At 44.1% G+C, this 24,743-nt stretch carries 21 protein-coding genes; 7 read left to right on the top strand and 14 right to left on the bottom strand.

The features are described 5' to 3' along the window. Positions 1-16: 16 nt before the first annotated feature. Positions 17-865 (bottom strand): glucosaminidase domain-containing protein, encoded by an 849-nt coding sequence (locus AC3CH3_RS08065; RefSeq protein WP_065677488.1) that lies wholly within the window; start codon positions 863-865, stop codon positions 17-19. Further along, positions 858-1,685: a hypothetical protein gene (locus AC3CH3_RS08060; protein WP_488536911.1), complete on the bottom strand. Its 828-nt coding sequence runs from the start codon at positions 1,683-1,685 to the stop codon at positions 858-860. The genes AC3CH3_RS08065 and AC3CH3_RS08060 overlap by 8 nt, the downstream gene beginning before the upstream one ends. A 329-nt stretch (positions 1,686-2,014) precedes the next feature. Between AC3CH3_RS08060 and potA the strand changes: the two genes are divergently transcribed. The 5 genes from potA to AC3CH3_RS08035 all read left to right on the top strand — a co-directional run bounded on the left by potA (position 2,015) and on the right by AC3CH3_RS08035 (position 7,172). Continuing rightward, positions 2,015-3,130: a spermidine/putrescine ABC transporter ATP-binding protein PotA gene (potA, locus tag AC3CH3_RS08055; protein WP_019824634.1), complete on the top strand. Its 1,116-nt coding sequence runs from the start codon at positions 2,015-2,017 to the stop codon at positions 3,128-3,130. Continuing rightward, positions 3,114-3,971 carry a spermidine/putrescine ABC transporter permease PotB gene (gene potB, locus AC3CH3_RS08050; RefSeq protein ID WP_488536910.1) on the top strand — a complete coding sequence of 286 codons (858 nt, stop codon included), beginning with the start codon at positions 3,114-3,116 and terminating at the stop codon, positions 3,969-3,971. Before potA ends, potB begins: the two co-directional genes overlap by 17 nt. After that, positions 3,971-4,741 (top strand): spermidine/putrescine ABC transporter permease PotC, encoded by a 771-nt coding sequence (gene potC / locus AC3CH3_RS08045; RefSeq protein WP_488536909.1) that lies wholly within the window; start codon positions 3,971-3,973, stop codon positions 4,739-4,741. Before potB ends, potC begins: the two co-directional genes overlap by 1 nt. A 147-nt stretch (positions 4,742-4,888) precedes the next feature. Further along, positions 4,889-5,923 carry an extracellular solute-binding protein gene (locus tag AC3CH3_RS08040; RefSeq protein WP_488536908.1) on the top strand — a complete coding sequence of 345 codons (1,035 nt, stop codon included), beginning with the start codon at positions 4,889-4,891 and terminating at the stop codon, positions 5,921-5,923. Between the two features lie 211 nt (positions 5,924-6,134). Then, entirely contained in the window at positions 6,135-7,172 is a 1,038-nt protein-coding gene (locus AC3CH3_RS08035) for an extracellular solute-binding protein (RefSeq protein WP_048665032.1), read from the top strand. A 95-nt stretch (positions 7,173-7,267) separates the two neighbouring features. Here the strand turns inward: AC3CH3_RS08035 and cobB are convergent, their stop codons facing one another. The 11 genes from cobB to AC3CH3_RS07980 form a co-directional block, all read right to left on the bottom strand. Beyond that, the gene (gene cobB / locus AC3CH3_RS08030; protein ID WP_488536907.1) at positions 7,268-8,002 is read right to left on the bottom strand and encodes a Sir2 family NAD+-dependent deacetylase; all 735 of its coding nucleotides are present in this window, start codon (positions 8,000-8,002) and stop codon (positions 7,268-7,270) included. Positions 8,003-8,261: 259 nt separating this feature from the next. Then, positions 8,262-9,482 carry an ammonium transporter gene (locus AC3CH3_RS08025; protein ID WP_102431931.1) on the bottom strand — a complete coding sequence of 407 codons (1,221 nt, stop codon included), beginning with the start codon at positions 9,480-9,482 and terminating at the stop codon, positions 8,262-8,264. Between the two features lie 375 nt (positions 9,483-9,857). Next, positions 9,858-10,274 (bottom strand): hypothetical protein, encoded by a 417-nt coding sequence (locus AC3CH3_RS08020; RefSeq protein ID WP_048658737.1) that lies wholly within the window; start codon positions 10,272-10,274, stop codon positions 9,858-9,860. Further along, positions 10,258-11,331: a formate dehydrogenase subunit gamma gene (locus AC3CH3_RS08015; RefSeq protein WP_488536906.1), complete on the bottom strand. Its 1,074-nt coding sequence runs from the start codon at positions 11,329-11,331 to the stop codon at positions 10,258-10,260. The genes AC3CH3_RS08020 and AC3CH3_RS08015 overlap by 17 nt, the downstream gene beginning before the upstream one ends. Before the next feature lie 13 nt (positions 11,332-11,344). Beyond that, positions 11,345-11,953, bottom strand: a complete 609-nt coding sequence (gene fdh3B, locus AC3CH3_RS08010; protein ID WP_004742271.1) for a formate dehydrogenase FDH3 subunit beta — start codon at positions 11,951-11,953, stop codon at positions 11,345-11,347. An 11-nt stretch (positions 11,954-11,964) separates the two neighbouring features. Then, positions 11,965-14,820, bottom strand: a complete 2,856-nt coding sequence (locus AC3CH3_RS08005) for a formate dehydrogenase subunit alpha (protein WP_488536905.1) — start codon at positions 14,818-14,820, stop codon at positions 11,965-11,967. Positions 14,821-14,830: 10 nt separating this feature from the next. Beyond that, the gene (locus AC3CH3_RS08000) at positions 14,831-15,031 is read right to left on the bottom strand and encodes a twin-arginine translocation signal domain-containing protein (RefSeq protein WP_008217926.1); all 201 of its coding nucleotides are present in this window, start codon (positions 15,029-15,031) and stop codon (positions 14,831-14,833) included. Between the two features lie 78 nt (positions 15,032-15,109). Then, entirely contained in the window at positions 15,110-15,748 is a 639-nt protein-coding gene (locus AC3CH3_RS07995; protein WP_019824641.1) for a TorD/DmsD family molecular chaperone, read from the bottom strand. A gap of 9 nt (positions 15,749-15,757) precedes the next feature. Continuing rightward, on the bottom strand, positions 15,758-17,419 hold the full coding sequence (locus tag AC3CH3_RS07990; RefSeq protein WP_132940749.1) for a 4Fe-4S dicluster domain-containing protein: 1,662 nt from the start codon (positions 17,417-17,419) through the stop codon (positions 15,758-15,760). A gap of 299 nt (positions 17,420-17,718) precedes the next feature. Beyond that, a complete protein-coding gene (locus AC3CH3_RS07985) occupies positions 17,719-18,447 on the bottom strand; it encodes a DUF3306 domain-containing protein (protein ID WP_488536904.1) in 729 nt (242 codons plus the stop codon). Then, a complete protein-coding gene (locus AC3CH3_RS07980) occupies positions 18,437-18,901 on the bottom strand; it encodes a DUF3305 domain-containing protein (RefSeq protein ID WP_019824644.1) in 465 nt (154 codons plus the stop codon). Before AC3CH3_RS07980 ends, AC3CH3_RS07985 begins: the two co-directional genes overlap by 11 nt. A 455-nt stretch (positions 18,902-19,356) precedes the next feature. Between AC3CH3_RS07980 and fdhD the strand changes: the two genes are divergently transcribed. Further along, a complete protein-coding gene (gene fdhD / locus AC3CH3_RS07975) occupies positions 19,357-20,202 on the top strand; it encodes a formate dehydrogenase accessory sulfurtransferase FdhD (RefSeq protein ID WP_488536903.1) in 846 nt (281 codons plus the stop codon). Positions 20,203-20,362: 160 nt separating this feature from the next. On the opposite strand, the gene AC3CH3_RS07970 is transcribed toward fdhD, so the two are convergent. After that, positions 20,363-21,946: an ABC-F family ATPase gene (locus tag AC3CH3_RS07970; RefSeq protein ID WP_029405602.1), complete on the bottom strand. Its 1,584-nt coding sequence runs from the start codon at positions 21,944-21,946 to the stop codon at positions 20,363-20,365. Between the two features lie 451 nt (positions 21,947-22,397). Between AC3CH3_RS07970 and AC3CH3_RS07965 the strand changes: the two genes are divergently transcribed. After that, positions 22,398-24,743 (top strand): ATP-binding protein, encoded by a 2,346-nt coding sequence (locus AC3CH3_RS07965; RefSeq protein ID WP_488536902.1) that lies wholly within the window; start codon positions 22,398-22,400, stop codon positions 24,741-24,743.

Raw genomic sequence — 24,743 nt, 5'->3', positions numbered from 1 at the left:
TTGGTATCAAAATGAGTTACTTTTTCCAGTATACCTCGTTGTGACGGATCATAGCTTGTAAATCAGTCACATAGTCGGAACCTCGCTCAGAATATTTTAATAAGCCATTGGTGAGCTCTGTCGCCGTTGTGGTTGTTAAAAGATCATCACCTTGGGCAGCAAGTTTTGCTCGAATCGCTCTTAGATCGGCGTAAGCACGATTACGATTAAGGTTCATGAAGTAACGATGTACAGATTCTTGGCTTGAAGAGAATGTTGCGACTTCATGCGAGCTACCTTCGTTACGTTGTAGCGGAACAAGGCCACAACCCTTGGTGTAACACCAGTGTCCGAAATAGTTGTTGGCTTTAGTAGCGAAACGTGACGTTCCCCAAGCTGACTCATTCGCAGCTTGTGTCAGTACAAGCGCCTCTGGCAGCACATTCACGCGGTTAAGCATCTCTGTCAGCCATGCCTGATCCAAACCTTCATTAGGTACTGGCAGGCTGTACAACTTCCCTAACCTTTTCGCATAAGACGCGTCTTCAGAATCAATATTGCTTAAACCAGACTCAGAGAGCTTAGTTAAAAACGCGCGTTCTTTGGTGATACGTTTGTTTTCAATATTGATGCTTGGACGTAGAAACGAAAAGAATGTGTCCTTTTTCTCATTCACATCTTCGATGGCCGCAAAGTTCGGTGTGCTCGAAGAAACCGTCAAGTCACCAAACTGGTCAGTTGAGTTGGAGCTCTGCTCTGTCGTACGTCGACGCTCTTCTTCTTGGTAAATATAAGGACCAATCAGAGAAATAGATCCAACAAGAGCCAGTGCCGTCACTTTAAGCGCAAGTGATTTGCTTGCGCTTGCCTGTGTGTCTTTATGCATCGAACACCTGTGGGTTTTTGTTATTGTCGTCGTTATTGCTGTCGTTGTTATCGTCATCGCTCTTTGGACGATCTGAAGCAATCAGTTTCAACTTGATGCCAAACATCTCACGGTAAAGAATACCTTTGACGTGGAAGAAGAACGGAAGAACGAAGATTAAGCCAATGCCGTACATCATTGCAGCGACGATGAACATCAACATAACGAGTAAGTAGATAGATGCAACGGTGAAGATTTTCTTATTCACAGCACGTAATGAAAGCAGCAGCGATTGCATTGGCGGCACTTTCTTATCACAAATCAGCAGAATTGAATGGCTGAACGCTAGCGAGAAGTAAATCGACAAGAACGGCAGAATCATACCCGCGATGCCTTGCAGCATTAGGCTAAACAAAGTCACCAGAATAACAGGAACCGTGAACTGCAAACCTTTACCAATATGACGCACTTTAGTTTGTAGGCCAGCTGCGTGGCTCATCGCCATCAAACAGATGCCAGCATAGATAGGCGCGCTGATCACTTCGTAGCTGAAGTTGGCAATAAAAATGGATTCAACGATTTGTGGCGTAAACGCCTCAGGATCGATAACCGCATCTAAGATAACCGCAGGGTCACCCAGTTGCAGTTTTAGTGCGATATAAAAGATAGCCAGTTGCACGAACATCAGAGCAACAATCGCAGGGGAAAACGAAAGAAAGTGACTTATCGTATGTTTCCAAGCTTCTTGGAATACAGCCGTTGCTTTGAGCTCATAATCGCCGGAAAGTGCACGGTTGATACTACCGCCCAAATTAAAATCTTTTTCGATGTCGTTGTTCATATTGATACCTAGGTGCGCCAATTAAACTAAGCGACCTAACTTATTGATAAAAAATTACCTTCATTATACTCATATGTCGGATACAAACTAAAATATGAATCTGTAACAAGGCTTGCTTTTGCGTCTTAATGGTTAATAATTAGACACTTGTCGGGGTGTAAACCCAGTAAATAACAGTATGGTAAAGGATGTTTACTTTTACCTGCGAAATTTTTTATCTTCGAAAGGTAAAAAATGCTTTGAATTCACGTTTTTGGTGATTATGATGCGCGCCTTAAAGGTGTATAGCAACAGGTCTCAAATAGAACCAAGGTGGAGAAAAACAGACGTTGAACGCTAAAAAATCAGTAGGAAAGCCAGTAGTACAGCTAACTGGCATCAGTAAAAGTTTCGATGGTAAGGAAGTCATCGGCAATCTGGATTTAAACGTAAATCATGGTGAGTTTCTCACGATTTTAGGCCCATCAGGTTGTGGTAAAACAACCGTGCTAAGAATGATTGCGGGTTTTGAAACGGCAGATAGTGGTCAAATACTATTAGCTGAACAAAACGTAACCCAAGTTCCTGCTGAACAAAGGCATGTAAACACTGTATTCCAAAGCTATGCCCTATTCCCGCATATGACCGTTTTCGACAATGTGGCATTTGGCTTACGCATGCAGAAAGTACCAAGCAGCGAGATTGAACCTCGTGTAATGGATGCTTTAAAAATGGTGCGCCTAGAACAAATGGCACAACGAAAACCACACCAGCTATCTGGTGGCCAACAGCAACGTATCGCAATCGCTCGTGCTGTCGTTAATAAGCCAAAAGTTCTTCTATTGGATGAATCTCTATCTGCTCTGGATTACAAGTTACGTAAACAGATGCAAATCGAGCTAAAACAATTACAGCGTCAACTTGGTATCACGTTCATTTTTGTAACGCATGACCAAGAAGAAGCGCTGTCTATGTCTGACCGTATTATTGTTATGCGTGATGGCGTGATTGAACAAGATGGCACACCAAGAGAGATCTACGAAGAGCCTAAGAACCTGTTTGTAGCGCGCTTCATTGGTGAAATTAACGTATTCGAAGCGACAGCGAAATCTCGTCTAGATGAAAAACGCATTGTTGCGACAATCGAAGGTGAAGAGTCGGTTATCTATCACGATAAAGACGTAACACCGGGTCAAAAACTGCAAGTATTGCTTCGCCCTGAAGATCTTCGTATCGAAGAAATCAAAGAGTCTGAGCAACGCGGTATTGTTGGCCACATTGTCGAGCGAACCTATAAAGGCATGACATTGGATTCAGTGGTAGAACTTGAATCTGGTATGCGTGTCATGGTTAGCGAATTCTTCAACGAAGATGACCCTGATGTTGATCACTCACTGGGCCAAAAAGTTGCAGTAACTTGGGTTGAGAGCTGGGAAGTGGTATTAAAAGATGAGCAAGAAGTTTAATTTACAAAACGCGATTGTTGCTTTAATCACAGGTTGGTTAGTGCTGTTCGTGATGATTCCAAACATCATGATCATCGGTACTAGTTTCTTAACTCGTGACGAAGCGAACTTGATCGAGATGACCTTCACTCTCGATAACTACGTGCGTTTGGCCGACCCGTTGTATTTTAAAGTGCTGATGCACTCTTTCTATATGGCGATTGTCGCAACCCTACTTTGTTTAATCATTGGTTACCCGTTCGCTTACATCGTGGCAAAAATGCCTGCGAAATGGCGTCCAATCATGTTGTTCCTAGTGATTGTGCCATTCTGGACGAACTCTTTGATCCGTACTTACGGACTAAAAGTGGTGCTAGGTACTCAAGGTGTGTTGAACAAAGGCTTGTTAGCATTAGACATTATCGATAAGCCGCTACGTATCATGTACTCAGAAACCGCAGTAATGATCGGTTTGGTGTATATCCTACTGCCTTTCATGATTCTGCCGTTGTATTCAGCGATTGAAAAACTGGATGATACGTATTTAGAAGCCGCGAAAGATTTAGGTGCGAACAAACTGCAAACGCTATTGAAAGTGGTACTTCCCCTAACGATGCCTGGCATCATCGGTGGTTGTTTATTAGTACTGCTTCCTGCGCTAGGCATGTTCTACATCTCTGACCTATTAGGCGGCGCTAAGAACCTATTGATTGGTAACGTGATTAAGAGCCAGGTGCTCAACGCTCGAGACTGGCCATTTGGTGCAGCGACGAGTATCGCACTGAGCATGGCAATGGCTGTGATGCTGTATGCTTACTACCGAGCAGGTAAGCTATTGAACAAGAAAGTGGAGCTAGACTAATGGGGCGCACAGTTAAGTTCAGCTTTATGGCGCTGGTATACGCCTTTCTATACCTACCTATTATCGTATTGATTGCTAACTCGTTTAATGCCAATAAGTTTGGTATGAAATGGGGGGGCTTCACGAATAAATGGTATGACGCGCTTATTAACAACGACAGCCTAATGCAGGCTGCGTGGCACTCGATCAATGTAGCGGTGTTCTCAGCAACAGCCGCAACGATTGTCGGTAGCCTTACAGCAGTAGCCCTATTCCGTTACCAATTTAAAGGTAAAGGCATCGTAAATGGCATGTTGTTCATCGTAATGATGTCACCAGATATCGTAATGGCAATTTCGTTATTGGCTCTGTTCTTAGTAATGGGTGTACAACTTGGGTTCTTTACCCTACTTGCTGCTCACATTACCTTCTGTCTACCGTTCGTTGTGGTAACGGTTTACAGTCGCTTGAATGGCTTTGATGTGAAGATGTTAGAAGCAGCAAAAGACTTAGGTGCGAGCGAATGGACGATCCTAAAACAGGTCATCTTACCACTTGCTAAGCCAGCGGTTGCTGCGGGTTGGTTATTGAGCTTCACTCTGTCTCTGGACGATGTGATCATCAGTTCTTTCGTAACCGGTCCAACGTATGAAATCTTACCACTGAAGATTTACTCAATGGTTAAAGTGGGTATCTCTCCTGAGGTAAACGCCCTAGCAACAGTGATGTTAGTGGTGTCGTTAATACTGGTGATCATTTCTCAGTTATTAGCGAGAGAAAAAATCAAGTAAGTCTCCTACTCTATAAAGAGACAGGCTTGGTAAGAAGTTAAGCTACTTCAAGTTCAAAAAAGTGTTAATCATAAACAGAATGGTAAATTGCCATTCTGTTTTTCTATCTACTGCCTTCGGGCAACGTTTAGTTTGGAGCTAACGTCAATGAAAAAATGGGCTACTCTATTAGCTGGTAGTGCATGTGCGCTTTCAATGTTATCTGCACCATCATTTGCAAAAGATAACAAAGAATTGGTATTCATGAACTGGGGACCTTACATCAACAGTGAGATTCTAGAACAGTTCACTGATGAAACTGGTATCAAGGTTATCTACTCGACTTACGAGTCGAACGAAACCCTGTACGCAAAGCTAAAAACACACAACAAAGGCTACGACCTAGTTGTGCCGTCGACTTACTTCGTATCTAAGATGCGTGACGAAGGTATGCTACAAAAGATCGACAAAACTAAGCTGAACAACTTCAAGAATCTAGATACAAACTACCTAGATAAGCCTTACGACCCAAATAACGACTACTCTATTCCACACGTAGTTGCTATTACTGGTTTGGCTGTTAACACAGACATGTACGATCCAGAAGATTTTCAAAGCTGGGCTGACTTATGGAAGCCTGAGCTTGAAGGTCAGTTGATGATGATGGACGATACTCGCGAAGTGTTCCACATTGCACTACGCAAGTTAGGTTACTCAGGTAACACAACTAACGAGAAAGAGATCGACGAAGCGTACGCTGAGCTACAAAAGCTGATGCCAAACGTTCTAGTATTTAACTCAGATAACCCAGGCGCGCCATATATGTCTGGTGAAGTTGGACTTGGTATGCTGTGGAACGGTTCTGCTGCCGCTGCGCAAAACGAAGGTCTACCAATCAAACTGGTTTTCCCTAAAGAAGGCGGTATCGGTTGGGTTGATAACTTTGCAATCAGTTCTGGTGCGGTAAACGTAGAAGCGGCTCATAAGATGATCGACTTCCTACTTCGCCCTGAAATTGCTGAGCAGATTTCTCGCGATACTGGCTACCTAACGGCAGTTAAAGCGTCTAATGATAAGTTCAAAGACAGCCCTGCTCTGTTCCCGTCTCAAGAAGATCTTGACCGTGTTGAATGGCAAGCTGCAGTTGGCGACAAGACAGTGAAGTACGAAGATTACTTCATGAAACTTAAAGCAGGTCAGTAACTTAGCTTATTATCTAATGGCGACTAAGTAATAGGTTTACTTCACAAGCCTAGCTAGATAATCAACAAGTTAAAAATAAGAATATCAATGAATAGGCAGCTTAGGCTGCCTATTTTATTATATCGCTGCTATAATATACCGCGATTTTTAGGAATCCTTTTACTTTGGGCTCACTACCCAACTTCAAATCAAACAAATGAACGGAACAGTAATGAAAAAAACACTGTATACCGGCGCATTGTGTGCTGCTACTTTACTTTCTACACCCTCTTTCGCAGCTGACCAAGAACTGTATTTTTACAACTGGTCTGAATATATCCCAAATGAAGTATTAGAAGACTTCACAAAAGAGACGGGCATTAAGGTTTATTACTCTACTTATGAGTCTAACGAAAGCATGTACGCTAAGTTAAAAACTCAAGGTACGGGTTATGACTTAGTGGTTCCTTCTACTTACTTCGTTTCTAAGATGCGTAAAGAAGGCATGCTTCAAGAGCTTGATAAAACTAAGCTAAGCCACTTTGCTGATTTGGATCCAAATTACTTAGATAAGCCATTTGACCCAAGCAACAACTACTCAATCCCATACATTTGGGGTGCAACGGGCATTGGTATCAACTCAGATATGCTAGACAAGTCTTCAGTGAAAAACTGGGGCGACCTGTGGGATACACAGTGGGAAGGTCAGTTGATGATGATGGATGACTCTCGTGAGGTTTTCCATATCGCTTTATCTAAACTGGGTTACTCTCCAAACACAACCAACCCAGAAGAAATCAAAGAAGCGTACGAAGAACTTCGTAAGTTGATGCCAAACGTATTGGTATTTAACTCAGACTTCCCTGCGAACCCTTACCTAGCGGGTGAAGTGTCACTTGGTATGCTTTGGAATGGCTCTGCTTACATGGCACGCCAAGAAGGCGCAACGATTGACATTATCTGGCCAGAGAAAGGCGCTATCTTCTGGATGGACAGCCTAGCGATTCCGTCTGGTGCTAAGAACATCGAAGCCGCTCATAAGATGATCGATTTCCTTCTTCGCCCAGAGAACGCAGCGAAAATTGCTCTAGAGATCGGCTACCCGACTCCAGTTAAAACCGCTTACCCTCTTCTTCCAAAAGAATTTGCTGAAGACAAGAACGTTTTCCCACCACAAGCAGTGATGGATAACGGTGTATGGCAAGATGAAGTTGGTGAAGCGAGCGTCATTTATGACGAGTACTTCCAAAAACTTAAAGTGAACAACTAAGTTATTGTTAGTTAATCAGTTAAGTAAATAAAGCGGCGTAAGCCGCTTTATTTTTTTCAGATTCAGAAACTGATGTGCTTTATCAAAGACAAGGCTTAGGCCGTTAAAGAACCTTTCTCTGAACATAACAATTCCCCGACGAGTTTAGGTACCTCGATACTCGCCTTACCGTAACGTTTCTCTTCAAACTCACTTTCAACCGCGCTTGGTTCTAGATTGATCTCTATTGTGTGCGCACCGTGCATTTTTGCATCATGTACAAAGCCTGCTGCGGGATAAACTACCCCTGAAGTTCCGATAGAGATAAAGAGATCGGCTTCTTCGAGTGCTGAATAGATGTCACCCATTCTTAATGGCATTTCGCCAAACCACACAATATGAGGACGCATTTGCGCTGGAATTTGACAACAGTGACAAAGTTCACCAGTTTCAATATCACCTTTATATTCGATAACTTGATTCGATTCACTGCAACGTGCTTTTAGAAGTTCACCGTGCATGTGAATAATGTTGTTGCTGCCGCCTCTCTCGTGCAGGTTGTCGATGTTCTGAGTGATGATTGTTACTTTGCCATCAAGTTTGTCTTCGAGCTCACCTAGCGCCTTATGGGCGGAATTTGGTTGAATGCTCTCACCTTGTAAGCCATGGCGACGCTTGTTATAGAATGCTTGAACCAAGTCGGGATCTTTAGCAAAGCCTTCAGGTGTCGCGACATCTTCGATTTTATGGTTTTCCCATAATCCGTCTTGTGCTCGGAATGTTTGAATCCCCGACTCTGCAGAAATGCCAGCGCCAGTAAGAATTACGATATTTCGATATGGGAAATGCATATAACGTCCTTTTAGATATGTCACTTTGTAACAGCTTAGCACTGTTCAAATTCCAACAATAGTTTTAGGGATTAGACCATAGTCTTAGGCAACTGAATTCATTGGCTATTTGTGACATAACTCGCTTGATAGTTGTTGCCGTTGTTACGCAAACTCTCTGTTTTGCTTTTGATAGAAACAAAAAAAGCGACTGACGCCGCTTAGTTTTGTTTAACTTTTATGTATTCGATGAGTTTAAAACTCATCGCAGCAACTAGAGTTAGTCTTCGTTGATTGAAGAGATTTTATGGATTGAAAGATCCGCACCGTTGAACTCGTCTTCTTCACTTAAACGAAGGCCTGTTAGTTTGCTCAGCACACCATATACAATCAAAGCACCAATTAGAGCAACAGCAATACCCGCCAGTGTACCAACCACTTGAGAAGCAAAGCTCACACCGCCTAAGCCCCAGAATGTTTGCGAACCGAAGATACCCGCTGCAATGCCACCCCAAGCGCCACATACACCATGCAGAGGCCATACACCCAATACATCATCAATCTGTGTTTTGTTTTGCATGTACGTGAACAAGTAAACGAACAACGCGCCTGCCACACCGCCAGTCACCAAAGCGCCTAATGGGTGCATTAAGTCTGAACCTGCACAAATTGCTACTAAGCCAGCCAAAGGACCATTATGGATAAAGCCCGGGTCATTCTTACCAGCAACAAGCGCCGCAAGAATACCGCCAACCATTGCCATCAGTGAGTTCATCGCCACTAGGCCGCTGATGCCGTTGATTGCTTGTGCAGACATCACGTTAAAGCCAAACCAACCCACACATAAGATCCAAGAACCTAGTGCTAAAAATGGAATGTTCGATGGTGCGAAGTTAGTGTGTTTACCCGCGCGGATGCGACCTTTACGCATCCCTAAGAAGTAAACCGCAACCAATGCAATCCAACCGCCGACACCGTGAACCACTACCGAGCCTGCGAAGTCATGGAAACCATAGCCAAACTGGCCTTCTAGCCAATCTTGGAAACCAAAGTTACCGTTCCAAATGATGCCTTCGAAAAATGGGTAGATGAAACCAACGGTAAATAACGTTGCGATCAAAATTGGATAGAAACGTGCACGCTCTGCGATACCACCAGAAACAATCGCAGGAATTGCCGCAGCGAAGGTCATTAGGAAGAAGAACTTAACCAGTTCGTAACCATTACCTTGTGAGAGCGTTTCAGCGTCGGCAAAAAAGTGTGCACCGTAAGCAACCCAGTAACCGATAAAGAAATAAGCGATGGCGGAGACACCAAAGTCGGAAAGGATTTTAACCAGCGCGTTTACTTGGTTTTTCTTTCGCACGGTACCGACTTCGAGAAAAGCAAAGCCTGCATGCATCAGGAAGACCATGATTGCGCCAAGTAGTAGGAATAAAGTATCTGAACTTTGGGTAAGGGTTTGTACTGCACTATGAACTTGAGTCACCGTTTCACTCATTAAAGCATTCTCCTTCGCTTTATCTGATTTGCACTGATATCGTGCGATTCAATGTTGTAATTAATTAAAGACTCAACAGTAAACGCAAGATGTGTTCCAAGTGTCAAGGGTAATTTTCGTGCAACAGATTTTAATTTTAAGTCGTTGATTATTAAATTCTAAATATTTACGTGCACTTTTATGGTTATTAAAAATCGAAAAAACAACCACGACAATTGCACCAAATAAGGGAGTTGCACCATATTGAAGCGGTCAATAAGTAGGTTCTGATACAGAGAGCGGCTGACAACAATTTACGGTTCCAGAGCCTAAAACAAAAAGCCCAGTGAAATTGAATCACTGGGCTTTTTTAGAGATGTCGTTAACGTGTTAGCGTTACAGGTTTGGCCCTGTCGACGGGTTTTGCGGTAGATTTTGACTTAAACGCTGCATACCTTGATACATACGGATAAACCAAACCACAATCGCAACACCACCGAACAACATACCCACATATGGAATGTAGTAAGCGATGTCATCGATAATATGGTTTTGGTACCAGTAATCGTTCACACCGATTAACACGCCATTAGAGGTCGCTACCGTTACGATAAGCACCACAAAGAACGTCAGGTTCAAGAAGAACGAGCGAATCAAGCCGTAGTAATGCGTATCCACTACTTCGCCGTCTTCGCCTTTATCTAAACGATAGCCCGCGTAGATGATGGCAACCACACCAGAGAGAAGGCAAGTAAATGGTGTAAAGCAGCTTAGTATGTAAGCGACCCAAATACCTTTATGAGGTTTGTTCATTCTTATTCACCCCTTCCGTCTTCTCTGTTGTTGCGTTTGCGTTTTGTTCGACGCCGTTTTTCTCTTGTTCCATCACTTCTTTGTACCAAAGGTCATGGTGCTCTTTAGCCCAAGTTTCATCAACTTCGCCTGTTACCATGCCTTCTAGTGCCCCTTCCATACCGAACAAGCCGATGTAGATGTGGAACACGAAACCACAGATAAGGATCAAAGCAGCTAACATGTGGACTAGGTTTGAAAGCTCCATATCTCGACGCGTTTGACCGAAGATTGGGAAGTCTAAAACCAAGCCACTGATCGCAGCCACACTACCCATAACAATCAATAGCCAGAACAGTGCTTTTTCACCCGCATTCGAAAACTCTGCAGACGGATGAGAACCTTTATGTTTACCTACCATACCACCCAGTTTCATGAACCACTGGATATCGACCATCTTAAAGATCGACTTGCGCCACCACTTGATAAGAACAGCCATCAACAGCACATAGAAAATCGGTCCGATGTAGTTATGGTATTGCTTAGCCAGTAGAACAATGAAGCCCCATAGATCCGTTGGGATATAAGGTTTCAAGAAGTGTTTACCGTAAACCAACATCAAACCACTGAATGCCAGTGTTAAGAAGGTAAACGCCATGCTCCAGTGCAATGCACGATCAAGTCGAGACCAACGTTTGATCTTACGACCTGTTCTTGGTGCGCTTAGCATTAGCGGTCCAATCACAACGTACATCAAAGTCACGAAAGCAATACTGCCAAAGATAGCGACGGCACCGGCTGGTGACATCCACTTCTCTTTCAATATGTACCACGTCTGACCTGGAGTACTGATTAACACACCGTGTTCAGCCGATTGAGATGTGGTGTAACCTTCTTCACCATTTCTTACTTGTCGCCAAAAATCGGCACCAGCAAGTTGAGTGATTTCTCGTTGAGCAGAGCTCGATTGAGTTTGTGATGAGTTCGTCTCAGATGCATGACTCATAGGAGAAAGCATTGTTAGTGCTGCCAACATAGGCAGCACAACAAGGAAGAGACGCTTAAACATTGTAAGCATATGTCTCTCCTACTTAGCTCTTAGTCGCATCGTAAGAAAGGTCGTTGCCGTCTGTCCAACCTGCACCTTTCGCACCACGTTCAACTACACGCTGACGGAAAACATCAGAAACTTTCTCTGCGTCACCCGCTAGCAGTGCTTTGGTTGAACAAAGCGAAGCACACATTGGCAGTTTGCCTTCTGCAATACGGTTCGCACCGTACTTTTGACGCTCTTCAACAGAACCTGGCTCTGTTTCTGGGCCGCCAGCACAGAAGGTACATTTGTCCATCTTACCGCGCTCACCAAACGCTTCCTGTTTAGGGAATTGAGGTGCGCCAAACGGACAAGCAAACAAGCAGTAACCACAACCGATACACAGATCTTTATTGTGAAGTACGATACCGTCTTCTGTATGTTCAAAACAGTCTGCAGGACAAACTGCCATACATGGCGCATCAGTACAGTGCATACACGCTACTGAGATTGAGTTCTCGCCCGGTTCGCCATCGTTCAGTGTTACAACGCGACGACGTTGAATACCCCATTCCAGAGCATCATCATTTTCATTCTTACATGCAGTGACACAACCGTTACATTCGATACAACGCTTGGTGTCACAAAGAAATTTCATTCTAGCCATTTTAAGACTCCTTACGCTTTACGAATATTACAAAGGGTTACTTTCGTTTCCTGCATCAACGTGACAGGGTCGTAACCGTATGTGGTTGCTGTGTTAGCAGCTTCACCAATAACGTAAGGATCAGTGCCTTCTGGGTATTTAGAACGCAAATCTTCGCCTTGGAACTTACCACCGAAGTGGAATGGGATGAATGCCAGACCCGGTTTCACACGACGTGTAACCATCGCTTTCACCTTAATACGGCCCTTCTCTGCACCCTCAACCCAAACATCGTCACCATCTTTAAAGCCGATGTCGTTTGCATCTTTCGGGTTCACTTCAACAAACATCTCTTGCTGTAGTTCTGCTAGCCAAGGGTTAGAACGGGTTTCTTCACCACCACCTTCGTACTCAACCAAACGACCAGAGGTCAGGATAATCGGGTATTCGCCAGATTTGTCTTGCTCTTGAATCGACTTGTAAAGCGTAGGTACACGGAAGATAGCTTCTTTGTCGTCCCACGTTGGGTAATCAGCAACTAGGTCGCGACGTGGTGTGTAAAGCGGCTCACGGTGCAGTGGTACACGGTCTGGGAATGTCCAAACAATCGCACGTGCTTTCGCATTACCAAATGGGATACAGCCGTGTTTAATTGCCACACGTTGGATACCACCTGAAACGTCAGTCTTCCAGTTTTTGCCTTCAGCAGCCGCTTTCTCTTCTGCAGTTAGATCATCCCACCAACCCAGTTGTTTCAGTAGTTTGTCACTGAACTCTGGGTAGCCGTCTTTGATCTCACAGCCTTTCGAGTAGCTGTCTTCTGCCAGTAGGCTTTGACCTTCAAACTCAACACCAAAACGAGTACGGAAGTTACCACCACCTTCAGCAACCGTCTTAGACGTATCGTAAAGGATATGTGTGCCTGGGTGTTTCATTTCTGGCGTACCCCAACATGGCCAAGGAAGACCGTAAGTCTCACCATTTGCAGGCCCGCCCTCTGCTTCCAGAGACGTTTTGTGGAATGTATGCCAGTTCTGTTGGTGCTCTTTCAAACGTTCTGGGCTTTGACCTGTGTAACCGATCGTCCACATACCTTTGTTGAATTCACGAGTAATGTCTTCAATCAATGGTTGGTTGTTCTCAACACGGATGTTTTTGAACAGCTGATCAGAGAAACCAAGCTTCTTAGAAAGAAGGTACATGATTTCGTGGTCAGGCTTAGATTCGAACAGAGGATCTACCACCTTGTCACGCCATTGTAGAGAACGGTTCGATGCCGTTACACTGCCGTAGGTTTCAAACTGAGTCGTCGCTGGTAGCAGGTAAACGCCGTCGGTACGATCGTTCATTACCGCTGCAACCGTTGGGTATGGGTCAACAATAACCATCATATCCAGCTTCTGCATCGCTTTCTTCATCTCTGGACCACGAGTCTGAGAGTTCACTGCGTGACCCCAGTAGAACATCGCGCGGATGTTTTCACGTTGACGAATCTTGTCTTTGTCTTCAAGTACACCATCAACCCAACGAGAGACAGGAATACCTGCACTGTTCATTGGTTTTTGACCGCCGTAAGCGTTGTCGTCGAAACGGCCTTTGATCCAATCAAAGTCGATATCCCAAACTTTCGACCAGTGGCGCCATGAGCCTTCAGACAAGCCGTAGTAACCAGGCAGCGTGTCAGACAGTACGCCAAGGTCAGTTGCACCCTGTACGTTATCGTGACCACGGAAAATGTTTGCACCGCCGCCTGATTTACCGATGTTACCTAGCGCAAGCTCAAGTACACAGTAAGCACGTGTGTTGTTGTTACCTGTGGTGTGTTGAGTACCACCCATACACCAAACGATACAACCCGGACGGTTTTCAGAAAGCAGTTTCGCTGTGTGGTAAACGTCTTCTTCGCTTACGCCTGTTACACGTTCAACTTCTGCTGGGCTCCACTTCGCAACTTCTTCACGGATCTCGTCCATGCCGAATACACGTTGGCGGATGAATTCTTGGTCTTCCCATTTGTTAGCAAAGACATGCCATAACACACCCCAGATAAACGCAACGTCTGAACCTGGGCGAAGTGATACATAGTGATCAGATTTCGCAGCAGTGCGCGTACGACGCGGATCCGCAACAACGATCTTACAGTTGTTCTTCTCTTTCGCGATCAAGATGTGCTGCATCGCTACTGGGTGAGCTTCTGCAGGGTTTGAACCAATGAACAGCATCGACTTACAGTTGTGCATATCATTGAACGAGTTTGTCATTGCACCGTAACCCCAAGTGTTCGCAACACCGGCTACTGTGGTTGAGTGACAAATACGCGCTTGGTGGTCAACGTTGTTGGTGCCCCAAAGCGACGCCATCTTACGGAATGCGTAAGCTTGCTCGTTGCTGTGTTTCGCACTGCCTAGGAAGTAAACCGAATCAGGGCCAGACTCTTTACGAAGTTCTAGCGTCTTGTTACCGATTTCTTCAATCGCTTGTTCCCAAGAAAGCTTCTTCCACTTACCGCCTTCCAATTTCATTGGGTACTTAAGACGACGCTCACCGTGGCCGTGCTCACGAAGTGCTGCACCTTTCGCACAGTGTCCACCAGCGTTAAATGGGTGATCGAATGCAGGCTCTTGACCGGTCCATACGCCATTTTGAACTTCAGCGTAGATACCACAACCCACAGAACAGTGAGAACAGATAGTACGTTTCACTTCTGTTTTCGCTTCTGGATCGACTGATTTAGCCTGTGCTTTCTTCATCATGCCCGGTGCGAATAGACTTGCGCCTACCACTGCGCCACCAGCAGCTAATGAAGTGTTTTTCATGAAGGCACGTCGAGACACGCCTAACTGATTAGTTTCTTTGCTCACACTATCGGAGCGTTTGACAAGTTTCATCCGTTATCTCCTAAAGTGTGTCGTAGTAATCGCGAATATGTTGCGTTTCACGATACCCTGTCTTCTTCACGTCTTCTTTCGAAATTTCAACAGTTTCTGAAGCGGTTGCCACTTTAGTTGTACCAGCGACAACGGCACCAGCTACGGCTGCAGTCGTCAAGCCTTTGAGTAAGTCCCTACGGCTTGTATTTATATCTTTATTATCTTTCATCATTGCTTCCTTACCTTACGGTAGATCTTTTTTTGGAGGCTTAATGCCCCTCTATCGATATAATCGCGTACTGCTCGATTACTCGTAATCAGTGACGTTTTTCACATCAATCTTTAATTTGTGCTTACTGCTTTTTGTATTCACGCTAAAACGCACTTGTTCTAACGTTAGGAATGCTTCACACAGCTGAGCTGCCGATTTGTAGAAGTTCGCGCTTTCTGCCCCTTCAAGCTGACGCGTGAAAGAGTTAAACCAAGGGCCAAGGTGCTTATTGAATACCGCTTGTTGCAGGGCTTCTTCTTCGGCCGTTAGCATGGCCATCACTTCACACAATGCTGCGATGTGATCTTCTGGCTCTTTCACTTGATCGTCACGTTCAATGCCTAAAAGCTCTAAATCATGACGAATCTCTGCCAATGGTTTTTCCATCATGGCACCAGTGCGATGCCAAGAACCAAATGGAACAATTTCTCCACGGCCAATGCCAATGAACAGATCTTGATATTCGTCTTCTAACGCTTCGCGATTTGATTCTGTTGCCGCTTGTTGAATAGCAATCCAAGCTTTCTGCATTGCACTTTCAGACGCTTCAATATCTAGCGTTTTTAGAAAGTCGATCACCTCTTCAGAAGGTGCGCTACGAAACAGTGCAGATAGAACCAAATAGATCTCAGTTCTTAGTGTCTGTTCTTGTGCCTGATCCAAATTAGTTTCCAAGGCTAACTCCTAGTATTTCAATTGTTTCAATGGGTCTTGCGCCATTGAATCGAACATATCCACCACACGACAGTCCTCACACATAGCAATACGATTGATCGCTGCTTCATCTGAAAAGTGAGAGTGACCGCGTAACTTGTTCTGTAACATGTCGATCATAGACTGAGGTGCGAATGGTTTATGGCAACGTACACATTCCGCAGCTTTCTCTTCATGAATCACAACCGCTTTCTGACGTTCTTCTTTTACCCAGTTCATACGAGGCGTAAGAGTCAGAACATTTTCAGGACATGCCTTTTCACACAAGCCACATTGAATACAGTCTTGTTCTACAAATTTAAGTGATGGAGAAGCCCCGTCGGTATGAAGTGCACGTGTCGGACACACAGCCACACAACTCATACACAAAGTACAATCTTTGCTTTCACACGAAACCTTGCCATATGGCGCATTCGATGGAAGCTCAACAATATTTTCAACTGGAATACGAGCTGAAGACATTGCATCAAGTGCTGTGAATAGACGTTGGCGCTTATTACCTTGAAGATCGCCAAGTGCAAGGTCGAACGAATCCACACATAGTGTTGGAGGACCTTCACGTAGAGACTCTAAGTACAAAATATCGATGGTTTCTTTTGGAATACCGATTTGGTCTAGTAACTCTTGAGCGATCCCTACTTCGTTATTCAGAACACGAATGATCGTTTCTGGCATAAAGCGAGATGCTGCAAACAGAACTTGAGTCGCGCCATTTACTAAAGCAGCAAACCAAGTATCAATACCAATAGATGGAAGTTCTTCTACGACAATTGGAATCACGTTATCTGGTAGCGCTTTAAGAGCCATCACGTTGTAAGTTTCATGACGTGAGCTACAGATAAGCACGATAGGATCAAGACCGCCCGCTTGCTCGTAATTCGCTAGCGTACGTTCAATGAATTTTTGAGTATCGTCAGGATTAGGCAATGCGTAAGAGATAGCTTCTGTCGGACAGCTTGTCGCACAAGTTCCGACGCCTTGACATAGGTAAGGGTTAATCTCGATCTTATGACCGGTCTTATCCGAGCCTTCACTTGATAGTGCGCCAGCAGGACAAGCATCGACACAACGCTCACAGCCTTTTACGCCACGAGAACTGTGCGCACAAAGGTCAGTGTCTAGACGGAAGAACTTAGGTTTATCAAAGGTGCCCATAAGCGTTGGAATCTCTTCCAGTGCTTCAGCCAGTTTTGGATAGCCACGACCTACTGGGTAATAACCTGGTACAGGTACTTCCTCTGTCATGCAGCTATTCAGACATAGGTCTAGAACAACATCGAAACAATCGTGATTAATCGCGACTTTCGCTAGGTTGCTTGATGTGCCTTTACTTTCGATCACAACTTCAAACGTGCCAAGGAAACCGGAGACTTGAACCGAATTCGCGAAATACAGTTCTGGGTTTGTGCCCTTTTCGCCGTCTGTCGACAATAAGGTTAGGCTCGTCAATTGAGGTAATTGCGCCGCAGCACTTTCAATGATCGCAGTTGGACCAATAACAAGAGTATTACCGCCGCTTTCGTAGCTAACAGTAGGTGGAATCAGATTTGTTAACTCAACTGTATTTTCAAATGCATACAGTCTTGCTTTAGCGTTATTTGAAGTTGCTTGTTCTAATAATTGTTTAAGCATTGCTCAGTTCCATCTTTGGACATGGATAATCTGTTCAACTTTCATTGTAGTAAGCGATAGAGAACTTGCTGAGTAATCCGTTAACAACTAACCCTTTAGCCAGTGTGCCGTTCGTCAGACCATGAACTCGTCTATCTACAAAAAAGTTGATAATGAACGTTATTTAGCAAATGCCATGCCAGTTTAATAATCCCTATATATCAGTAGTTTAATGATTTATAGCGTTTATTGTGCGTATAAAAAAACCGCTTGGGACATTTTGTCGCAAGCGGCTCATTGAGTGTTTAGTCAAAATGTACCTATTCTTTGTGTGGTATATTTTGTCCCATCTTTTTCAGGTCAGCTTCGTCTGACATTGTAGCGTCAATATCTGGTACTGTATTTTTATACAGTTCATTTTCTTGTTCTGTTATTTCGTCAATTTCTGACGTTTCAAGTTCATTATCAGATACCTCAAGACCGCTTTCAGAATTTCCTAAAACCTCACCTTCATCTTTATTATCAATGGCTTGCTCTTCTTCTGGTGTGGTTTCGTCTTCCGTTTTGTCTTTAACCCAATCACGCAAGGTTTCCGCAACCCCTTCAGAAAGAGACTTCAAATTACTGTAATCGTCGTCGTAATCATCTAAACCATCACGAACGTTGAACTCTTCTGAGAGGAATAATTTACGCAAGGCCGCTTTTTTTACGCTCTCAGATGCTTCTGACACCAATAATTGAGCAACAGACAAGTCTTCAGTCGTTTCTGATGCTATCTCCTGAGAGTCAATAGCTTGAGAATCGACAGCATGAGTTTCTTCATTGCTTTCTGGAGAACCATTTTCTAAAGTTCTATTTTCTAAAGTTCTATTTTCTAAAATCTGACGGTCTAATGACTCTGATGTTTCTGCACCTATAGATGAAGCAGCAGACGAAGCCTCTGAAGAAATAAGCTCGGCTTCCTCAAGCGTTTGTTGCGCTTCTAATGGTTCATCAGACGATTCATCGAGCTTTCGTTGAGACCAACGGCTAAAAAAGTTAGTTGCCATTTGATCGACCCGCGCCTTTACGTTTCTTACGTCTTGCTTCTAGTAACTCGCCATGACGGCCAATGAATGCTTCCATCCAAGCTTGTACAGGCAAAGGAATGTCGTATGAAAGGACTTGGTTGTCACCGTCCATGTATTGCCCAGCAACCGTTTGTGATGCCGTAAGTAACTGAATGACTGGCTCAACACCAGAATCGACGTTATCCATCACTAAGAAAAGCTTAGGTTGTTGAGAGCTAAGGTTGAAACGATAGTCTGTACGCTCGTCTTTATGTAATTGAAGTAAACAAACGTCTTGAGTATCGTCTTCTGGCGACAGTTCAAACCCCGTCAATTCCCATTGTGTGGTTACCCAGATACCTGTTTTGATCTCTTTCTCTATTCTTTGGACACCGATTGGCCAAGCTGCTTCTGTTTTTTCATATTGTTCTTGGAATTCTTTTATCTCAGACATACTTCACCCAATTGATTTTCTTTGGTCTGAATGCACTTAGGACATTTTGTACTGTGCGCAATCATATACACGCCATAAAGCAATAAACACGCCAATACGGATTACCTATGAGAGCGTATCTATAGCGTTCGTTATCAAGTTGTCACTATAACGTTAGTCGATACTGGTTATTTCAGACAACTCCACCCGGTGAACTCTCATATTTTGCGCTATTTTAATCTAATGCTTCATGTTTCCATCAATCCCCGTTATTTTGGAATAAGATTTGCTTTAGCTAATTCGCTAATGTTATTCACAGAGCTATGTATTCACAGATCTATGGCATGTTCGAGAACGATAATCGAAACCTAGGCCATAGCGAACCAACAAACTAGCGCATTGATGAATGAGAGCCTTATTGCTCTTGTTGACTTCTTATCTCATAAAATCGCTATCTCATTAAGTAGGAAATGACTGTGGTAAAACCAAACATAATAAAAACCAGTGAGAACCCACTTCAGACAATCGAAGTTGAAGTGTTTGATGAATATGGCGAAAAGCTAACAAAACAGATCGCGTGTGAGCGCCCTCTTACCGTGATATTGAACTGGAAAGAGATCGTAACCTTAATGACGTTAGGTTCTCGTCCGGAGTCATTAGTATTAGGCTATTTGAAAAACCAAAGCTTCCTTTCCGACCCAGAAGCGGTTGAATCTATTATCATCGATTGGGAAACCAGCTCTGCAGCGGTTATCACCAAAGAAGATACAAGCCAACTTGAGCAAGCGCTTAAGAAGAAAACAGTAACCTCTGGCTGCGGTCAAGGTACCATGTATGGCAACGTGATGAAGCAGTTGGAAGATTACCAGGTGCCTCAAAACAAGATTAAGCAATCTGAAATCTACACAGCGCTTGAAGCGTTGACTCATTACAACGATACCTACAAGAAAGCAGGCGCGGTGCACGGTTGTGCTGTTTGCAAAGACGACCAAGTGTTGTCGTTTGTGGAGGATGTAGGCCGTCACAATGCCGTTGACACATTGGCTGGTGAGATGTGGCTTAACAAGGAGTCAGGTGAAGACAAAATCTTTTACACTACAGGTCGTTTGACTTCTGAGATGGTGATTAAGGTTGCGCAGATGGGTATCCCTGTTCTTCTATCACGTTCTGGCGTGACCCAAATGGGCTTAGATTTGGCGCAGAAGTTCGGTATCACCACGATTGCTCGTGCTAAAGGTCTACGCTTCCAAGTGTTCACAGGTGCAGACAAGATCGATTTTGATGTGAAAGGTGAACAATCAGCATCCGGACAAAAAGCGTGAGTTCGATTTGGTGATTCGCTAACAGCTTTTAATATGTAGTTCTGATGTGAAGAGTTAGTGGCTCACAACATATAAATACAAAAACGCCGTCATACTAAAAGTACGACGGCGTTTTTTTAATTCAAGCGTATGTAGTTAGAAACTACGGCTCGTTTAATGCTTAGTCACGAGCTTTCAAGAATTCAGCGTAAGTACCGCGGAAATCGTTGATCTTGCCATCTTTGATTTCAAGGATACGAGTTGCTAGAGAGTCTACGAATACACGGTCGTGAGATACGAAGAACAATGTGCCTTTGTAGTTCTCAAGAGCCAAGTTAAGCGCTTCGATAGATTCCATATCCATGTGGTTCGTTGGTTCATCCATAAGAAGGATGTTTGGCTTGTGCATCATGATCTTGCCAAGAAGCATACGACCTTGCTCACCACCAGAGATAACCTTTACAGATTTCTTGATGTCGTCTTGGCCAAACAGCATACGACCTAGGAAGCCACGAACAACTTGCTCGTCTTCGCCTTCTTGGCGCCATTGGCTCATCCAATCAAACAGGTTCATGTCTGTCTCGAAATCGTGTGCGTGATCTTGAGCGTAGTAACCGATGTTTGAGTTTTCAGACCACTTGTACTCACCAGTGCGAGGTTCTAGTGCGCCAGCTAGTGTGTTAAGTAGTGTTGTTTTACCTACACCGTTTTCACCGATGATAGCAACACGCTCACCTACTTCGAAGATGGCATCGAACTTGTTGTAAAGATCTTCTTCAAAACCTTGAGATAGGTTTTCAACCACAAGTGCGTTACGGAATAGTTCTTTAGACTGTTCGAAACGGATAAATGGGTTTTGACGGCTAGACGCTTTAACTTCGTCTAGTTGAATCTTGTCGATTTGCTTAGCACGAGACGTTGCTTGCTTCGCTTTAGATGCGTTAGCAGAGAAACGAGAAACGAACGTTTGAAGTTCAGCAATTTGTGCTTTCTTCTTAGCGTTGTCAGAGAGTAGACGTTCACGAGCTTGAGTCGCAGCCGTCATGTACTCATCGTAGTTACCTGGGAATAGACGAAGTTCGCCGTAATCAAGGTCAGCCATGTGTGTACAAACCGAGTTTAGGAAGTGACGGTCGTGCGAAATGATGATCATTGTGCAGTTACGTTGGTTTAGCGTATCTTCCAACCACTTGATGGTGTCCATGTCCAGGTTGTTCGTTGGTTCGTCAAGAAGCATGATATGCGGGTCTGCAAACAGTACTTGAGACAATAGAACACGAAGTTTCCAACCCGGTGCCACTTCGCTCATCAAACCGAAGTGCATTGACTCTTCAATACCTACAGCAAGAAGAAGCTCACCCGCTTTAGCTTCTGCCATGTAGCCGTCCATTTCAGCGAACTGAACTTCAAGGTCAGCCACCTTCATGCCGTCTTCTTCGCTCATTTCTGGCAAAGAGTAAATGCGGTCACGCTCTTGCTTAATAGCCCAAAGCTCTTTGTGACCCATGATAACCGTGTCGATTACCGTGAATTCTTCATAAGCAAATTGGTCTTGGTTTAGCTTAGCAACGCGCTCGTTTGGATCGTAGCTTACGTTACCAGAAGTCGGCTCTAGTTCACCCGATAGGATCTTCATGAACGTCGATTTACCACAGCCATTCGCGCCGATTAAACCGTAGCGGTTGCCTTCGCCGAACTTAACTGAAATATTTTCGAAAAGTGGCTTAGCGCCGAATTGTTGGGTGATATTTGCTGTGGAGATCAATGCCATTACCTTATTAATGTGAAAAACGCCGCAACGTTACTTGTTCAGGGCTTTAACTGCAAGTATTGATTGCATTTACCCGCTATTAAGTGAGTGATAACCCAGCCAAATCATAGTTTGAGCTAACTCACACTTTTGATTTTCAATTTGCTGCCTAAAATCCATCGATTTTCAGGAAAAACAAAATATCTAACAATACCCTGTAATTGGCGGCATATAACGCCCTAAATCATGCCAACCATTGAATATATCACATGCTGATTGGTCGCAGTGAAACTAACCTGACCAAAGCAACAGCAGACATAGGCAAAACTAGCCTAATCCCTGACAATTTCATGACAAAATTGGTCGAAACAGGAATAAAGTACTCGCCCCCAATACCGGATTGGATTTCACAAAGTCAGATTAACTAACTATAGTAATCCTAACCTCATAATTCTAAGAGACTTTTATGCGTTCACTATCGCGCTTCTTAATCCTCACTTTGGCCATTCTCTCTTGGCCTAGTCATGCCAACTTGGAATATGACTTACAATCTCAGCCGCAGGTATCCGATTCTGCTGTTGCCCTTGATGAGCGAATTGATTCGTTACCCGACCCTCTATTTATGGAAGCGTCGGATAGACGTCAGGTCAACATTTTGCTTGCCGAAGTTCTGCGAGTCCAAAAGCAAGAGATCAAAACCTTCGAGCAACAGATAAAAGCTTACCGAGATAACAGCGACGTCGATCAATGGTTTGCCGTTCAAACCAGTTACGTCACTTTGAATAGCTTGAACGTGAGTAAGCAGCACCTGTTAGAACAGACAAACTCTGCAAACAAAGAGCGCTTAACCGGTTTTGGCCCTTATGGTGTCACCCAATTTAAGCAAGAGTGGGAATTAACCAAGCTCAATATTGAGTATCTTGTTTATTTCCAAATTCGTAGCTTTAAAGCGCTTGTTAAAGACATCTTTATTTCGCCAGTGCCAGTGATTGGTGCCTCACTAAAAGTGTTATTCATCTACTTCGGTTTAGTGTGGTGGCTTGCCAACAGCACCCGCTTGATTGAACTGTTTCGAATTAACTTTCTTGAAGCGAAAACGAACCCTCCTTTTCTGGTTCGCGTGATTTGGTATATCAGCCGCGCTGATCGTGCGATTGCTTGGCTAATTGCCATCACATTGTCATTGAGAGTGCTTTCTAGTATCCCTAGTCTTCAACATTTGATTTTCCTGGAGATCTTCACTTGGTGGATTCTAGGTGGTTCGATTGCCATCAGCTTTATTTTGGAATTTGCCTACCGTTTAGGTCGTACATCAAATCAAGAAGTGATAGCACTACGCCTATCGACTATTCGTCGTTACGTGTGGAGCTTCATCGTTGCGGGTGTGATTCTCCAGATATCAAGTATTACGCTAGGCAAAGGTACGATTTACAGCTGGATTTACAGCGCTCTGTTTTTTTGGTTTGTGCTGGTCACGATCTCAGTTCTCAGACTATGGAGAGCGAAGGTCTTCGATACGTTGCAACACATCTCTGATCGTCCGGTTTGGGTGAATTGGGCAGTAAACCGCAAGGATACCTTCTTACTTAATATATTGGCGACGGTCATTGGCATCGTGTGGTTGAGTGTTTACAACTTTCAACATCGAATTATGGCCCTGCTATCCAATTACACTTTGTTTAGCCAGGCCTTAGCTTATCTATTTAGAATTGAAGTTGCTAAACAGTCTGACCTTGATAAGAATCAGCAAAACTTGGTTCGAATCAAAGGCGATCAAACCTATGAATACATTCTTCCGGGTAACATCGACAGTACGTTGATAGATTACGCGGGAGATGAAATTAAGCAGTTATCACGCTACTTAATGTCAGACAGCCCGGCTATCTGTATTGTGTCTGGCGAACGTGGTGTCGGCGCGACAACGCTGCTATATACCTTATTGCACAAAGTCTCTAACGCAGAGCCCGTTTATGTGAGCTGTCCTTATGCCGGTTACCAAGAACTTTTAGCGCATCTTGCCGTTAGTATTGGTTTGGAAGAAGAAGCCACTGAGATTCAGATCTTGGCGCATTTGCGTAAGAGCAATACGACTTACCTTATTGCGATTGATAACGCACAACGACTGGTGAAACCAATGGTCGGTGGCTTGTCTGATTTGATTCGTTTAACCAACCTTCTGCGTCGCTCTAAAAAGAACCACCGTGTCGTGATATCGATTGCCAAATCGAGCTGGCGGTTTGTTGATAGAGCGCGTGGCGAACGTTTGCTGTTTGACTTGGTGTGTTTCCTTCCGCGTTGGACTGAGAAACAAGTGGGTGAACTTCTAAATAGCCGTATCAATACGGAGCTTGAGAAGCCGTTGTCTTTTGATGGCTTAGTAGTCCCTAAACAGTGGGACCAAGATGATATGAGTGAAGAAGAACGCGCACGCCAAGGTTTCTATCGAATTTTATGGCACTACTCTGATGGCAACCCTACCGTTGCGCTGCGGTTCTTCCGACTCTCTTTGAACCGAAATAAAGAGACAGATCAAGCAGTGGTGCGCCTTTTCCATGTTCCTGAAGCTCAGGAGTTAGAGAATATGCCAAAACCAATGTTGGCTGTATTACGCTCTATCGTGCAATTGGAAATCGCTTCGCCAGAAGTGTTGTCTGAATGTACACAACTGAGCACGGCAGAAATAACGGGTATTCTGCGTTATTTTGAAAGCCGTGGTTATATTGGTTGGCATGAAGAAAAGGCTCGGATTTCTGAGCACTGGTTCCGCCATATTACGAACGTTCTCGACCGTCAACATTTATTAGTGAAGTGA

Source organism: Vibrio sp. QJM3NY_35, assembly GCF_057785915.1.
This window is presented reverse-complemented; position numbering and strand designations above follow the sequence as displayed.

Bases quoted from the DNA above. Each gene is read 5' to 3' on its own strand.
- AC3CH3_RS08065 (WP_065677488.1), bottom strand. From the start codon at position 865: ATGCATAAAGACACACAGGCAAGCGCAAGCAAATCACTTGCGCTTAAA.
- AC3CH3_RS08060 (WP_488536911.1), bottom strand. From the start codon at position 1,685: ATGAACAACGACATCGAAAAAGATTTTAATTTGGGCGGTAGTATCAAC.
- potB (WP_488536910.1), top strand. From the start codon at position 3,114: ATGAGCAAGAAGTTTAATTTACAAAACGCGATTGTTGCTTTAATCACA.
- potC (WP_488536909.1), top strand. From the start codon at position 3,971: ATGGGGCGCACAGTTAAGTTCAGCTTTATGGCGCTGGTATACGCCTTT.
- AC3CH3_RS08040 (WP_488536908.1), top strand. From the start codon at position 4,889: ATGAAAAAATGGGCTACTCTATTAGCTGGTAGTGCATGTGCGCTTTCA.
- AC3CH3_RS08035 (WP_048665032.1), top strand. From the start codon at position 6,135: ATGAAAAAAACACTGTATACCGGCGCATTGTGTGCTGCTACTTTACTT.
- cobB (WP_488536907.1), bottom strand. From the start codon at position 8,002: ATGCATTTCCCATATCGAAATATCGTAATTCTTACTGGCGCTGGCATT.
- AC3CH3_RS08025 (WP_102431931.1), bottom strand. From the start codon at position 9,482: ATGAGTGAAACGGTGACTCAAGTTCATAGTGCAGTACAAACCCTTACC.
- AC3CH3_RS08020 (WP_048658737.1), bottom strand. From the start codon at position 10,274: ATGAACAAACCTCATAAAGGTATTTGGGTCGCTTACATACTAAGCTGC.
- AC3CH3_RS08015 (WP_488536906.1), bottom strand. From the start codon at position 11,331: ATGCTTACAATGTTTAAGCGTCTCTTCCTTGTTGTGCTGCCTATGTTG.
- fdh3B (WP_004742271.1), bottom strand. From the start codon at position 11,953: ATGGCTAGAATGAAATTTCTTTGTGACACCAAGCGTTGTATCGAATGT.
- AC3CH3_RS08005 (WP_488536905.1), bottom strand. From the start codon at position 14,820: ATGAAACTTGTCAAACGCTCCGATAGTGTGAGCAAAGAAACTAATCAG.
- AC3CH3_RS08000 (WP_008217926.1), bottom strand. From the start codon at position 15,031: ATGAAAGATAATAAAGATATAAATACAAGCCGTAGGGACTTACTCAAA.
- AC3CH3_RS07990 (WP_132940749.1), bottom strand. From the start codon at position 17,419: ATGCTTAAACAATTATTAGAACAAGCAACTTCAAATAACGCTAAAGCA.
- AC3CH3_RS07985 (WP_488536904.1), bottom strand. From the start codon at position 18,447: ATGGCAACTAACTTTTTTAGCCGTTGGTCTCAACGAAAGCTCGATGAA.
- AC3CH3_RS07980 (WP_019824644.1), bottom strand. From the start codon at position 18,901: ATGTCTGAGATAAAAGAATTCCAAGAACAATATGAAAAAACAGAAGCA.
- AC3CH3_RS07965 (WP_488536902.1), top strand. From the start codon at position 22,398: ATGCGTTCACTATCGCGCTTCTTAATCCTCACTTTGGCCATTCTCTCT.